This is a genomic window from Cohnella endophytica, assembly GCF_003628305.1.
GTDB lineage: Bacteria > Bacillota > Bacilli > Paenibacillales > Paenibacillaceae > Cohnella > Cohnella endophytica.
On sequence record NZ_RBZM01000006.1, the window covers coordinates 401,032 to 413,483 of the forward strand.

At 38.9% G+C, this 12,452-nt stretch carries 19 protein-coding genes and 1 pseudogene; 18 read left to right on the plus strand and 2 right to left on the minus strand.

Going from position 1 to position 12,452, the window contains the following annotated elements:
* Window positions 1-30: 30 nt before the first annotated feature.
* Window positions 31-477, minus strand: a pseudogene (locus tag D7Z26_RS15525) (N-acetyltransferase family protein).
* A 149-nt stretch (window positions 478-626) separates the two neighbouring features.
* On the opposite strand from D7Z26_RS15525, the gene D7Z26_RS15530 reads away from it, so the two are divergent.
* The 12 genes from D7Z26_RS15530 (at window position 627) to D7Z26_RS15585 (ending at window position 8,236) form a co-directional block, all read left to right on the plus strand.
* Window positions 627-1,004, plus strand: coding sequence for a hypothetical protein (locus D7Z26_RS15530; protein ID WP_120977882.1), 378 nt, complete (start codon window positions 627-629; stop codon window positions 1,002-1,004).
* Window positions 1,005-1,046: 42 nt separating this feature from the next.
* Window positions 1,047-1,502 (plus strand): DinB family protein, encoded by a 456-nt coding sequence (locus D7Z26_RS15535; RefSeq protein WP_120977883.1) that lies wholly within the window; start codon window positions 1,047-1,049, stop codon window positions 1,500-1,502.
* Between the two features lie 43 nt (window positions 1,503-1,545).
* Window positions 1,546-2,112, plus strand: a complete 567-nt coding sequence (locus D7Z26_RS15540) for a VanZ family protein (RefSeq protein WP_233566942.1) — start codon at window positions 1,546-1,548, stop codon at window positions 2,110-2,112.
* Between the two features lie 135 nt (window positions 2,113-2,247).
* On the plus strand, window positions 2,248-2,589 hold the full coding sequence (locus D7Z26_RS15545) for a PadR family transcriptional regulator (protein WP_120977885.1): 342 nt from the start codon (window positions 2,248-2,250) through the stop codon (window positions 2,587-2,589).
* Complete coding sequence (locus D7Z26_RS27805; RefSeq protein ID WP_233566944.1) at window positions 2,586-3,425, plus strand: permease prefix domain 1-containing protein; 840 nt, start codon at window positions 2,586-2,588, stop codon at window positions 3,423-3,425. The genes D7Z26_RS15545 and D7Z26_RS27805 overlap by 4 nt, the downstream gene beginning before the upstream one ends.
* A 238-nt stretch (window positions 3,426-3,663) precedes the next feature.
* Window positions 3,664-4,233, plus strand: a complete 570-nt coding sequence (locus tag D7Z26_RS15555) for a dihydrofolate reductase family protein (RefSeq protein ID WP_120977886.1) — start codon at window positions 3,664-3,666, stop codon at window positions 4,231-4,233.
* 177 nt (window positions 4,234-4,410) lie between these two features.
* A complete protein-coding gene (locus D7Z26_RS15560; protein WP_120977887.1) occupies window positions 4,411-4,887 on the plus strand; it encodes a hypothetical protein in 477 nt (158 codons plus the stop codon).
* A 432-nt stretch (window positions 4,888-5,319) separates the two neighbouring features.
* On the plus strand, window positions 5,320-5,775 hold the full coding sequence (locus tag D7Z26_RS15565) for a hypothetical protein (protein ID WP_147423865.1): 456 nt from the start codon (window positions 5,320-5,322) through the stop codon (window positions 5,773-5,775).
* 40 nt (window positions 5,776-5,815) lie between these two features.
* Complete coding sequence (locus D7Z26_RS15570) at window positions 5,816-6,265, plus strand: putative iron-sulfur cluster-binding metallochaperone (protein WP_120977889.1); 450 nt, start codon at window positions 5,816-5,818, stop codon at window positions 6,263-6,265.
* A 192-nt stretch (window positions 6,266-6,457) separates the two neighbouring features.
* Window positions 6,458-6,970, plus strand: a complete 513-nt coding sequence (locus tag D7Z26_RS15575) for a hypothetical protein (protein ID WP_120977890.1) — start codon at window positions 6,458-6,460, stop codon at window positions 6,968-6,970.
* A 170-nt stretch (window positions 6,971-7,140) separates the two neighbouring features.
* A complete protein-coding gene (locus D7Z26_RS15580; RefSeq protein WP_120977891.1) occupies window positions 7,141-7,644 on the plus strand; it encodes a HEAT repeat domain-containing protein in 504 nt (167 codons plus the stop codon).
* A gap of 175 nt (window positions 7,645-7,819) precedes the next feature.
* Window positions 7,820-8,236, plus strand: coding sequence for a hypothetical protein (locus D7Z26_RS15585; protein WP_147423866.1), 417 nt, complete (start codon window positions 7,820-7,822; stop codon window positions 8,234-8,236).
* Window positions 8,237-8,359: 123 nt separating this feature from the next.
* Here the strand turns inward: D7Z26_RS15585 and D7Z26_RS15590 are convergent, their stop codons facing one another.
* Entirely contained in the window at window positions 8,360-9,193 is an 834-nt protein-coding gene (locus D7Z26_RS15590; protein WP_120977893.1) for a class I SAM-dependent methyltransferase, read from the minus strand.
* A 190-nt stretch (window positions 9,194-9,383) separates the two neighbouring features.
* On the opposite strand from D7Z26_RS15590, the gene D7Z26_RS15595 reads away from it, so the two are divergent.
* The 6 genes from D7Z26_RS15595 (at window position 9,384) to D7Z26_RS15620 (ending at window position 12,447) form a co-directional block, all read left to right on the plus strand.
* Window positions 9,384-9,839, plus strand: a complete 456-nt coding sequence (locus D7Z26_RS15595; RefSeq protein ID WP_120977894.1) for a DinB family protein — start codon at window positions 9,384-9,386, stop codon at window positions 9,837-9,839.
* Window positions 9,840-10,043: 204 nt separating this feature from the next.
* On the plus strand, window positions 10,044-10,391 hold the full coding sequence (locus tag D7Z26_RS15600; RefSeq protein ID WP_120977895.1) for a VOC family protein: 348 nt from the start codon (window positions 10,044-10,046) through the stop codon (window positions 10,389-10,391).
* Between the two features lie 326 nt (window positions 10,392-10,717).
* On the plus strand, window positions 10,718-10,924 hold the full coding sequence (locus D7Z26_RS15605; protein WP_233566946.1) for a hypothetical protein: 207 nt from the start codon (window positions 10,718-10,720) through the stop codon (window positions 10,922-10,924).
* A 57-nt stretch (window positions 10,925-10,981) separates the two neighbouring features.
* Window positions 10,982-11,191: a DUF6199 family natural product biosynthesis protein gene (locus D7Z26_RS15610; protein ID WP_233566947.1), complete on the plus strand. Its 210-nt coding sequence runs from the start codon at window positions 10,982-10,984 to the stop codon at window positions 11,189-11,191.
* 52 nt (window positions 11,192-11,243) lie between these two features.
* Window positions 11,244-11,657 (plus strand): VOC family protein, encoded by a 414-nt coding sequence (locus D7Z26_RS15615; RefSeq protein WP_120977897.1) that lies wholly within the window; start codon window positions 11,244-11,246, stop codon window positions 11,655-11,657.
* Window positions 11,658-11,781: 124 nt separating this feature from the next.
* A complete protein-coding gene (locus D7Z26_RS15620; RefSeq protein WP_120977898.1) occupies window positions 11,782-12,447 on the plus strand; it encodes an ArsR/SmtB family transcription factor in 666 nt (221 codons plus the stop codon).
* Window positions 12,448-12,452 lie beyond the last annotated feature (5 nt).

Here is a 12,452-nt window from a genome sequence, read left to right on the forward strand (position 1 = left end):
ATTCCTGTCAAGGAATATTTAAGAACATGCTTAGATAATTGAATAGTTAACCCAATCTCCTTGTATGCCCCCCATTTTATCAAAAAAACGTTGAGCTCGTTTATTATTAGTAGCCGTTATCCAGGACATGCGGACATAGTTATGTTCCTGCGTGTACCTCTGACATTCTAAAAACAGTTGTGTTTCCACTTCTGTATCTCTGTATTGCTCAATAACAAAAAGGTCGTTCATTACAGTATATTTATCTGCTTTCATAGTGCTGAATGTAAAAAATAATGTAGCAAAACCGACTAAATTCCCATCTTGTAATGCAACAAACTGTACACCATCTTGCTACTCTAAAAGTGTGTGAATCAAATTATGAATTTTTTCAGTGGCTGGTCTAGGTTGCTTATAAAAACCAACAATGTATTCATACATTAATTCGGTTAAACCATTTAAATCATCAGATTCAGCATTTCTTATGACAAGTGACATTATAAACCCTCCCTTTATTGTTACATAAATATACGGTATATTGAATTTATATACAAATCGTATTGAAATGACGGGTAGAACGCTTGAATAAATGCTATAATATTACAGAAAGTTTTAGTAGCAAGTATAAATAAAATTGGGGTGGGAATGTGACAACGGCGTTAATTGGAAGTGTTTCTTTTTTGGCAGTTGCTATTTTATACATATTGTTAGCTATGGGTTTACCTTACGGAGATTTTGCAATGGGCGGTAAGCACAAAGTAATGCCAAAACAGTTGAGAGTTGCATGTGCAATTTCGGTACTCATTCAGTTGATTGCAATCCTATTTATACTACAAGCAGGGAATGTAATCTCGATAGATGCTTTAAAAACGATTGCAAAAGGAGTATGTTACTTTTTTGCAGTTTATTTAATAGTAAATACCATCATGAATGCGTTGTCCAAAAGCAAAAAGGAAAAGCTTGTTATGACACCCTTATCTTTTCTAACGGCGATCTGTTTCTTAATTACTGCGATGAATAGTTAGTTACTTTTAAGTAATCGATGAGACGAAGAGGGGGAAACCGAAATGAAGACGATCAAGCGCATGATGGACCACTTGTACTGGGCGGACGGACGCATCTTGGACGCGCTCGAGGAGAGTGAGACGAAGAACAAGGACCTTCTGAAGCTGGTTCGGCACGTCGCGGTCGCGGAACGAGTCTGGCTGTCCCGATTGCAGGGCAAGGGCAGCGAGCAATATTCGTTGTGGGAGGAAGCGGAAGACTTGACGGCGATCCGGACGATGTTCGAAGAGAACGCCGAGCAATATCGCATCTATATCGATGAGCTCGAGGAATCCGAGTTGGACGAGATGGTCGACTATGCGAACCAGAGCGGGGTTCCGTTCCGAACGTCCGTCCGGGACATCCTGTCGCAGGTCCTCTTACATGGGCAGTATCACCGGGGACAGATCAACCGGGTACTTCGGATCGAATCGGCAGAGCCCGTCCAAGTCGATTACATCACGTTCGCGAGGCTCTAACGGGGAACAATAAACTGAACGTCAGAGAATAAGCAGGGATGAAGTGAAAAGTGGTGGTGTTATGAATATACGAGAGCGAATTAAAACAATCTTTTTATATGGTGTCTTCATTTGTTATATCGTTTTTTTAATTAAATTATTGTTTTTATCAAGAATTTCGCTTTTGGAGATGTTTAATAGTCACAGGACTTTAAATAGGTCAATCAATCTTATTCCTTTTAATAGTATAAAGGAATATATACTTGGCGGTTCTGCGACTTTAAAGAGATTCGCTTTTAGTAATGTGGTTTGTAATATTGTTCTTTTTATTCCTCTTGGTACTTATTTGTCATTATTCAAAAAGGACAAAAGAGTAATAACCAATCTGTTGTTTATATTCTTGGTGAGTTTATCTGTTGAAATCACTCAGGGGTTTTTAGGCATCGGAACCTCAGACATTGATGACATAATATTAAATTGTTTGGGTGGATGGATTGGTATTTTAGGGTATAAGTTTTTAGCGTTTATATTACGAGATGAGAAAAATGTACGTACCGTAATCACAATACTATCTGCTATAGGGTTACCTGTAATATTATACTTATTATTTATGGTGAGTTTGAGGCTCTAAATTGCGCTAACGGGCAGAATAGTTAAATCTTCGGATTTAACAAAAAATTTTCATGAATACCTTGCTATATATAGTATTGTGTTATATAAATAAATTACAAATGATTACAATTCTTGTGAGTGTGGAGGTGAGCATGTGGAAGTAAATAAAGAGGTATTAAAGGGTCATATAGACACGATAATACTCTCCCTGTTGTGCAACAACGAGATGTACGGCTATGAGCTTGCCAAATTAGTTCGAGAAAAAAGCAGAGAACAATTCGAATTGAAGGAAGGAACGCTCTACTTGTCACTGAAGCGGCTGGAAAAAAACGAGTGGATTTCTTCTTACTGGGGTGACGAGCAAGGGCCAGGCGGAAGAAGGAAATATTATAGAATCATGCCCTTGGGAGAAGAAACTTTCAAACAAAAACGCTTGGAATGGCGGTTCATCAAAGGAATAATTGATTCATTTTTGGAGGGGGGAGATAAGAAATGAAGCAAATCGAAGCATTTGTCGATTCTGTTTATCAAAACGCTGGGGGAAATAAAAAAGAAATAAAAGAATTAAAAGCTGAAATGAGAAGCCACCTTCTGGAAGCAGTACACGAATTGAAAAAAGAAGGGAAATCGGAGCAGGAAGCAGTTCAGTTCGCAATCGAACGTTTTGGCGGAGAACAGGAATTGCGTTCCGAAATTTCTCAGCTTTATCACAAACAAAAGTTATTTGCAAAAGGGGTGTTGTTTGCAGCTTTAACGGTACTTATCTTCGCTATATTTTCGTTTCAATTCCTGTATCAACGAGATGAAGAGGTCAGTGGTAATTTTCCTCATCGTTTTAACGAAAAGATACTTGACATTCTAAAAGACCACGAATCAATCACAGAAGAAGTAAAAAAAGAAGTTGAATCCAACGTACAAAGCAATAAGAGAGTGCACAAAATAGAAATTTATAATACCAAAGGTATTGAGGGGGATGTGTTATTTAATTACTTGGAGGATTCTAAGCCGATTTATTCGTACTCTGAAGAAGTTAATACTCCAAAATGGCTATGGGCAGGATACAATAGCGGCGGTAACGGCATGGGAAATTGGTTTGTTTACACGTCAGCATTCGGTTATTATGTAATATCCTATTTAATTCTGGTTTTGGGAATCACTCTATATTGGGCTTTATTCACAATCTGGGCAATTGTATATGCTTTCCATACGACAAGGAAAGTCAGTGTCTTATGGACGCTAATTTTCTTGTTTTTTAATATCATCGGTTTCGCGGGCTTCCTTTTGACTAAAAAGAAGTTTCGCAATTTTAACGTATTCAATTCTAATCAATAATCATTTTATTAAATTAACGGGACACGATAGTTGAGGAGTTTGCTAAAGGCAGCTCCTTTTTCGATTGTTGAAGAAACGGGCAGATTTGCGCAACAATGTTGTCTTCGAAGAAAATTCAGATTTCCACTTGACCCTTACGTTACGTAATGTTTTATAGTGAACGTAAGAGCAGGACGAAAACACGGGCCTACTGCCAAAAAATCGAACAACTAAATTCGAAATCAGAGGAGAATCAAACATGAGAAAACTCGTATTGTTCATGCATGTGTCGCTGGACGGGTATGCGTCGGATACGAACGGAGGACTAGATTGGATTCCGTACAACGAGGAATTAGAGAAATACGCCGAGGAGGTCGTAGCCGAAGTCGGCTCTCCCGTATATGGACGCCCGACGTATCGGATGATGGAGAGCTACTGGCCCACGGTGCTGGACAATCCGAATGCGTTGAGGCATGATATGGAACATGCCAAATGGCTGCAAGATGTTAAGAAGATTGTCATTTCCGGCTCTATGGACAATGTCGAATGGAACAATACGATGCTGATTAAGGACAATATCGCAGAGGAAATCAAAGCGCTCAAGGAGCAACCTGGCAATAATCTCGTTATCTTCGGCAGCCCGGGGGCAGCGAAGACGTTGCTTGAGCGCGGCCTGATCGACGAATTCCTGCTGACGATTTGCCCGGTCATCTTGGGCGGCGGAAAATCGGCATTCCACATCGACGGTGAGAAAATCAGGCTTAAGCTGCTGTCCAGCCGAACGTTCAAGTCGGGCATTATCGCGACCCGCTATGAGTTGGAAAAATAGCCGTGCAGTACAAGGTGTTCCACTAACGGGGAACTATAGTGGAGGAGTTTGCCTCGCGGCAGCTCCTTTTTGATTTGTTTAACTAACGGGCAGGTTAGTGTGAAACAAAAACCTAATTGTATGCTAACGGGATATCTGAGATGATTAAGAAAATCGGAAAATAAAGGAACGGTCTTTATGTTCAAGAAGCAACTTCAACTTAAAAAATCATTACTCTTAAAGGAACAACTAAACTCTATTTGGAACATTACAGGTTATTATTGGTATCCTTTGTCTCAAACGAGTAGAGATGATGTAATTGCGTTTGACTTTTCTTATATTAACATTGAGTTGAAGATAGATTTTTTGAAAAATTGTCTTATTAGACATGGTGTTACAGACATATATGAGTACTGGGCAGGAAAAGAACTTTGCTATGAAAATGCTTTAACCCAGGACACAAAACAGCTATTCTGGAACAGTGACCCATACTTTTTTGAATGTTACAACGAAGGGTTCTGGTTCTCGAAGCAAAGGGATTGGATTATTTATTTTACTCATGAGGAAACATGTACAATTGGCGGAGAATGGTTGATAGCGATAGTAAAACAGGAATGGCAAGATTGGAATATAAATATAAAGTGGGACACAAAAAATGATAAATTGTTCAACTAACGGGACATGATAGCGGAAGAGTTTGCAGTGAGGGGACTCCTCTTTTGTTAGTCAAGTAATGGGTAATTTAATGGGAAAATTCGGCTGTAGTTCAAGGGATTAATTCATGATAAATTCAAGATAACAACTTATGCATTTTAGGGGATTGTAAACTGGAGAAGATAAAGGCATTTTTTAAGAGAGATTCTGATATTTTAAGGGATACAATTGTGCTTCTTTTTGGTTCAACTTTAGGCATTTATAAACTCATTTGGGACCACCGTGTACCATCCATAATTCTTGGCTTGTTTTTAATTCCTGGTTCTATCTTCTTATTCATAAACATTATAAAAGAACTTAAACGACTAAATAAGTGATTATTGAACGGCATTGTTTAAACAATCTAGGGCATTTCCTGTACGATGCCAGCTTATAGGATAGGGTAACGATAACATGAAAAATAGTACAATGAATAAAGCAATGTCCATCCTATCGATCGTTCTCGTGGTGGTCGGCTGGTTTTGTTGGATGTCTTATAATGCTTCAAAGGACCAGCTCATGGAGAGCAAAATGAAAAAAGCGATAAGCAACGCCGTGAACGCTATGCAATATAATGTTGAGCGTACCAAGATGAACCAATCGTCGAACAGTTTGCCCTATTATTTTGCTCGGATAGACAAGAATGAGGATCAAGTCGAAAAAGAAGCCCTTTACCAATTAAATACGGACTCTTCCGTTCTTTCTTTCAAATTCGTTCATTTCTCGATCAACTGGTTATCGTCCTACAACATACATGTAACCGCCACTTATCCAGGAGCATTGGGTATAAGAAGAAAATTAGATCTCAATTTTACTCAGAAAGTGATCGCATTTAAGAATAAGACGGGTCCAGACAAGTTCAGCTCTTAGTAATAAGAACTCGGTTGGAGGTTTGAGGGGAGATAAACTTATGGATTGTTGTACTACATCAGCTAATAGTGCCGTAACTGCAACAACAGAGTGTCCTTCCTGCGGTGAGAAGGGCAAGAACGTGCAACTCATAACGCTGAAATCCCTTCTTAAAGCATCGGCGTTAGAAGCCATTGAGCCAGAGAACTCTTTCGTTTTTTGTTCTAACCCTGAATGTTCTGTCGTCTACTTTAGCGGCAACCATTTGCAAACATTTGTGGAGAACGACCTAAAGGTGCCAGTGTTCCAAAAAAACCAGGGCACAGATGTGCCTGTGTGTTACTGCTTTGACTGGACGAGAGAGCGGCTTATCAAAGCCGTCGATACCGACAAAAAACCAGCTGACCAAATCAAAGCTCATGTTCAAGCGGGGCGATGTGGGTGCGAGGTAAACAATCCTCAAGGGGCTTGTTGCTTAGGCAATGTAAACTCTTTTGTACGAGGTCTCTAAAAGGTGTACGCATGAGCGTGTGTTTCAACTAACTGGGAACGATAGATAAGGGGCTTGCTTCGATGCAGCTCCTTTTTTGTTTATTGAAGTAACGGGCAGGATAGTGGAATAAGGACGTGTATGCAGGTAACTATAACCTGTAGATTAAATAAGAAGGAATAATGTTTAAATATTGACCTGGGGGCAACTTAATTGGAAAATCCCGTTATGTTTTATAAACATCGCAAGTGGAAAATAATCATGGGTGAAGTTTTCTATTTTGGTTTTATCATGTTATGGTTGATAATTATTATTCAAGGTATAGTTGAAAAAGATTGGCGTTATTGTGCTCTTGGAGTTGTTATTGTATTTTCGACTATATTGTATTTCCGTAAATCTCGGCAAGAAGTTAAAGGCTACATAGCCGTTTATTCAAATAAAATTGTAGAAAAGAAGAAACAAAGTAATGAAGTTTTTTTCAAGGACGTAATTGAAGTTAGATATTTTAAAAAATTAAAAAGGATTAAGGGCAGTATAGTCTGGTATATGGATTGTTTGCAATTTTATGTAAAGGACCAGGAGGTTCCAATACTTATTAATCCTCATTTTATAGGAACAGTAGTACCCTATGAAATGACTGAAGAAACAACGGCTATTTTGGATTATATTAGGGCTAATTTTCCTTTTATTAAATTTACAAAAGAAGAATGGAAGGGACCTTATTAAAAACGATTTATTGTTAAACTAAACTAACGAGGAACTATTGTTGAATATACATCGAAGACAAGGCTGCCGGTATGGATCGGCGGCCTCGTTGCGCTAACGGGCAGTTTAGTAAGTGAGATGCAGTGTTATAATGAAAATGTAAAGATTAACAAAAAGGGACGGATTAGAGCATGGATTTAGATTTATTACGAGAAGCAATTCAAGGCAACAAAATGGATGCTGCTTATAGCATGTTAGAGGAAATTGGCGTGCTTAAACTCGAAGAAGCTATACCCCTACTTATCGAATATTTAAAAAGCACTGAGAACAACAGTTTGAGAAATTCTATTGCACTTGCTTTAAGTGACATTGGAAGCGAGCAAGCCGTTGAGCCGCTGATTGAATTGATAAATCACCCAAAAACATTGGGAGATAGAGGTTCATTGTTATGTGCACTGAGACCATTTGATTGTTCTCCACATTTAGAAACTTTGGTTTATCATTTGATAACAGGAAATTTTGAGGTCCAATTTTATGCTAATGAACTTATTATGGAAAACATTAAGTCAGGCGTAACAGATGATGTGTTGTTGAAATGTATCCTAAAAGTAAAGGATAGAATAAACGAAATTGAACGCCAACACGAAATAATTTCAGATATATTTGAAAGGCTATTTTCCCTCAAGAGGATTTAACAACTAACTTCTTATTCGACTAACGGGCACGATAGTTCAATGGAAAAATATTACCGATACAACGACTGCATGTCGGTCCAATTTGAGATATGGAGCAAGCGGGGGGCCAGAGAGGATGTGTCCAGAAATTCTCATAAGTTATTCCGATAATGGAACTGGGCATGAGGACTTAATTTTGGAAATCAACCAACTAAATCTTCGTGTTGTTGCTGACACGTATTACTTTAGGATTATTAATGATTTTGAACCAAATACAGATGATGATTCAAGAATAAAACATGCTGTGGCAGCATTGCTTGGATATTGGATGAAAAAACTCGCTGCATTGAACTTTTCGGAATATTGTTATTTGCCATTTGATTTCTCTGATCAATATACGGGTTGCATGAAGGTAGTTAATGTTCAGAAGAATGCCTTTCGAATATCTTACGGTTATTCTTTGTTGGTTGAGGGATGGAACGTTGACCCATTAGACCCTGATGATTACACCGAACGAGTAGCCGATTTTCAAGCAACCACCGAAGAAATTGATATTCAATCAAATGCATTTGTGGGAATGATCACTACCATATACGAACAGCTAATTTGTTAAGCTAACAGGGAACGTTAGTTCAGCGATCCTAGGGAGCAGTTTGCTGCCGCCCCAGTTGCTCCTCCTGTTATTAAACTATAGGGCAGGATACATTCCATAAAGGAGTCCAAGAATTGAAAAGTATTATTCTGGGCTGGGAAAGGCTTGAGGTTGGCTAACGATCTTTCTTGCCTTGATTACAAAAGTTACAGGAAGCATCTTTGCTTTTTTTGCAAAATCGCTGTTACCCATAAATTCATCATCGGATTGCTCAATCATTTGCTCAATGACAAATCCCGCTTTTGCCAACGCATTCACATAGGTTGATAGTTTGCGGTCCGATAATGTTAGCGTACTTTCGTCAAGAGATACCGAATACCAAGATTCATCGAAATAACATTTTTTAAAAACAAGCCTATCATTTTCTGCAACAACGCATTTGTGTATAGGGTGAGACCAACTGAAAATAAATACGCCGTCTTTTTTTAGGTAAGAAGCAATCCGACAAAAAGTACCGTCAAGGTCGGTTGTCCACCCTATGGCATAAATCGAATAAACAAAGTCAAAATAATCTTCTGGTATGCCGCATTTTTCTTCCATGGGAGAACAGATTAATTTTGCTGAAAGACCGCACGCCGTCAAATGTTGCCTTGTCTTTTCGATTTGGTTTTCTGATAGATCCATACCCCATAATTCAGATGCTTTGCGTTCCCCCTGATACTGCAAAGATTGACCGCTTCCACAGCCTATCTCCAGCATCTTTTTTCCTGAAACGTCGCCAAAAAGTTGGCAATTTTCTTCTGAGACAAATGCTCCATAAAAAGGAAGTGATGTTGCTCCTAAAACATCATTTCCTTTTGTATCCCAAAATAAGCTGTTTGTTTTATGAACATCATTCTTATCCATGTCGACCGAGATGGCGACGCCAGCTTCGCCAGCGCCTATAATGTTTGTTCTATAAACAGAATTTTTGTCCATGCAGACACCGTCCTCAAATAAAATAATATGAGCCTACACTATACCATTTTTTATGAACAAATCCACCTAATGTCATCCATATAGCCTTTGCTCACCAAACGGACAGGATATTATCAAAAGACTCTCGAATAATTAGACAAAAGTGGGAATTGCATGAGTTCGAATTATCTCGGATAAGGCGGATGAATTAATGAACGAAGAACAAGTTTTTGAGCAATTCAGAATGTGGAGAAGCTGGACGATTGATTTGGTTGAGTCACTGGACGAGGCCCTGCTTGACGATATTCCTACTGGGTTCTCGAATAATATAAGGTGGAATATCGGACACATCTTGGTTGGATGGGATCATGCTGTTTTTACCAATATCCAGAAGGATAGGCAATTATCTCTCCAATATCACACCATGTTTCCTAGAGGCAGTATGCCATCACTTTGGGTTGAAACTCCTCCCTCGCTAATTGAACTTCGAAATAGTTTATCTAAACAACAAGATGACATTGTAGATGCAACACGAGGACAACTAGACAGAAGATTAGTTGAACCGTTTCTCCATATGAACACCATTGGAGAGATAATGCTATTTCAACTAAGCCATGAAGCATTACATGCGGGAGTCATAACAGGTATAAGGCGTTGTTTGGTATGAAAACTGAAATGGAAGATCAAAACCATTAATTTTTTGTTCGGCGAGAAAATTCAAATAGCAATGCAAAAGCTGTAACTTTAATGGGTTTTTCATTACGCTAACTGGACACGATAGTATAGTTGAAAAAGGAACTTAAATTTAAATCTCGAATATCTAATGTAATCGGATAGCTAAAAATTTGATAACAGACAGGAGTTAGATACGATGATAAAGGGTTTCGGAGGAATATTTTGGAGAACTAACAATCTTGAAGTTATAAAAAAATGGTACAGTGAAGTATTGAAGATTGAAATAGAAAATTGGAATGGGACCGTGATAAAACCCCAATTAGGAAATGAAACTATCTTTTCTTTCTTTACCGAGAATGACAGTTACTTTCCAATAGAACAACAAGTGATGTTAAATTTCCAAGTACATAATCTAAACGAGACCATTAAGCATCTTGAACATATTGGTGTACCTCTAGCAAAGAAAGAGGAGATTGGCGAGTATGGAAAATTTATATGGATTGAAGATCCTGATGGTCGACTGATCGAGCTTTGGGAGAAATAACGAGTTGTAGGGTGCGTTATTGATACTTTTCCTCACAAAAGAACCCGGTCGTTAATACCGGGTTTGGTAATGCTTTCGTACTATTAGCTGGACATTTCAGCTTTACTTCGAATTATTCAGCTTTTTAGGTCTTCCTTGATCGTTTGGGTCATTAGATCGTGACGGGCTATTCTTTGGGTTGTTTTTATCCGGTTTGGTTTTAGTACTCATTCTATAGTTCACCTCCTGTGTTTTCCATAAAGAGTATTTCTCCAAACCGTAATCTTTATCAGATTAACAATTATGGTGTTGGAAGCGACGATAAATGGGGGATGGGAGGTATTAAAATGAATAAAGATGCGGATAAAAATGAACCAACTGTGGTAGAGCCCTTTAATGCTGCAACAGAGCATTTACAGCAAATTATTGGAGTACCAAACAAGTCTGTCGACTTAAAAAGCATGCCAAAACCAATTAGATGGTTTGGTTATTTCTTCGTAGGTTTTATCATCTGTGCTTTATTGACGTTGGTGCTCATTCAATTATTCTATTAGTGGTCGCCAACTTTACTCCTGTTTGTTACGTAATTTGTATATAGGAGGTTGATACGCATGTTCATGTTCAAATTGATCTCAATCCTTTTTATAATAATGGGAGCTGTTGGAGTGTTTTTTCCAAGAATATCTTGGTATATGGGTGTGGGTTGGCAATTCAAGAATGCTGAACCAAGCACGGCAGCCCTTATCTCGGCTCGAATAGGCGGCATCTTTGCTATTGCGGCAGGAATTTTCCTTCTTACTTCTGGTATTCTGCCTGGTTGACTTGTCGAAAATACTTTTGTGTTCGACCAATACAATGCAAAGGAGATTTACTATGACCAAAGAATTATGGCTCAATCTGCCGGTCAAAGACCTGAGCAAGTCAAAAGAGTTTTTCAGTAAAATCGGCTTCGCGCTTCATCCGCATCATATGAACAACAGTGAAATGGCCGGCCTAGTCATAGGCGATAACAAGGTGATGGTGATGCTTTTTCCGGAGTCCGCTTTTAAAGGCTTTGCGGGAAATGAGATTGCTGACACAACCAAAGGAACCGAGGTGTTGTTTTCCATTGACGCGGCAAGTCCGGAAGAAGTAGATGAATTAGTACGCAAGGTTGTTAACGCGGGTGGCACTGTATATGGTGAGCCCGGTTACAAGAATGGTTGGATGTACGGTGCCGGATTCGCCGATTTGGACGGGCATCGATGGAATGTATTGTATATGGATATGGACAAGATGCCGCATTAGTAAAAATGAAACTGACTTAGAGACCGTCCAGTGGGCGGTCTTTTTCACGGATAGTATCCTTGACACTTCGTTTTACTGGATATATGATCTATTCAATAAAACAATTGAATTGTTGAGGTGGAGCATGAGCTTAGAGCGAAAATGGAAAGATCAAATTTATCAGGAGTTTGCTCGTATTGGAAAGTGCCTTTCTAGTCCTAAACGTCTGGAATTGATGGATATACTCTCGCAAAGCCCTAAATCCGTCGATCAACTCGCTAAAATTACCTCGATGAGTGTTGCAAATGTATCTCAACATTTGCAAACCTTGCATGAATCCAGATTAGTTCGTTTCACTAAGAAGGGTAATTTTGTGATTTATGAAATTTCCGATTTATCTATTGCTGATTTTATGGTGTCCTTACATCGTCTCAGTGAAAAACAATTAGTCGAGATTCAGCGCCTGAAGAATGAAATTTTACATCATCAAGTGAATATGGAACAAATAACGTTAGAAAAACTTGAGGAGCGAATGGGCAAAGGCGAGGTTTTGTTGATAGACGTTAGACCGGAAGAGGAGTACGAAGCGGGCCATATTCCTGGCGCTATTTCCATCCCGATTGAAGAACTAGAAAAGCAGCTGGCATCTTTACCGGTAAATAAACAAATTGTGGCTTATTGCCGCGGTCCATATTGTCTTATGTCTGCGCATGCTGTTGAAATGTTGACGAGAAAAGGTATAAAAGCATTCCGTTTAGAAGAAGGCGTGCACGAATGGAGTCAAAGAGCGGAAAAAGCGGAGAGTTTCTAATGCCT

What these genes read in the sequence shown, in the direction of transcription:
- D7Z26_RS15535 (WP_120977883.1), top strand. Translation starts at nt 1,047, where the DNA reads ATGAAGACGATCAAGCGCATGATGGACCACTTGTACTGGGCGGACGGA.
- D7Z26_RS27805 (WP_233566944.1), top strand. Translation starts at nt 2,586, where the DNA reads ATGAAGCAAATCGAAGCATTTGTCGATTCTGTTTATCAAAACGCTGGG.
- D7Z26_RS15555 (WP_120977886.1), top strand. Translation starts at nt 3,664, where the DNA reads ATGAGAAAACTCGTATTGTTCATGCATGTGTCGCTGGACGGGTATGCG.
- D7Z26_RS15560 (WP_120977887.1), top strand. Translation starts at nt 4,411, where the DNA reads ATGTTCAAGAAGCAACTTCAACTTAAAAAATCATTACTCTTAAAGGAA.
- D7Z26_RS15565 (WP_147423865.1), top strand. Translation starts at nt 5,320, where the DNA reads ATGAAAAATAGTACAATGAATAAAGCAATGTCCATCCTATCGATCGTT.
- D7Z26_RS15570 (WP_120977889.1), top strand. Translation starts at nt 5,816, where the DNA reads ATGGATTGTTGTACTACATCAGCTAATAGTGCCGTAACTGCAACAACA.
- D7Z26_RS15580 (WP_120977891.1), top strand. Translation starts at nt 7,141, where the DNA reads ATGGATTTAGATTTATTACGAGAAGCAATTCAAGGCAACAAAATGGAT.
- D7Z26_RS15590 (WP_120977893.1), bottom strand. Translation starts at nt 9,193, where the DNA reads ATGGACAAAAATTCTGTTTATAGAACAAACATTATAGGCGCTGGCGAA.
- D7Z26_RS15595 (WP_120977894.1), top strand. Translation starts at nt 9,384, where the DNA reads ATGAACGAAGAACAAGTTTTTGAGCAATTCAGAATGTGGAGAAGCTGG.
- D7Z26_RS15600 (WP_120977895.1), top strand. Translation starts at nt 10,044, where the DNA reads ATGATAAAGGGTTTCGGAGGAATATTTTGGAGAACTAACAATCTTGAA.
- D7Z26_RS15605 (WP_233566946.1), top strand. Translation starts at nt 10,718, where the DNA reads ATGAATAAAGATGCGGATAAAAATGAACCAACTGTGGTAGAGCCCTTT.
- D7Z26_RS15610 (WP_233566947.1), top strand. Translation starts at nt 10,982, where the DNA reads ATGTTCATGTTCAAATTGATCTCAATCCTTTTTATAATAATGGGAGCT.
- D7Z26_RS15615 (WP_120977897.1), top strand. Translation starts at nt 11,244, where the DNA reads ATGACCAAAGAATTATGGCTCAATCTGCCGGTCAAAGACCTGAGCAAG.
- D7Z26_RS15620 (WP_120977898.1), top strand. Translation starts at nt 11,782, where the DNA reads ATGAGCTTAGAGCGAAAATGGAAAGATCAAATTTATCAGGAGTTTGCT.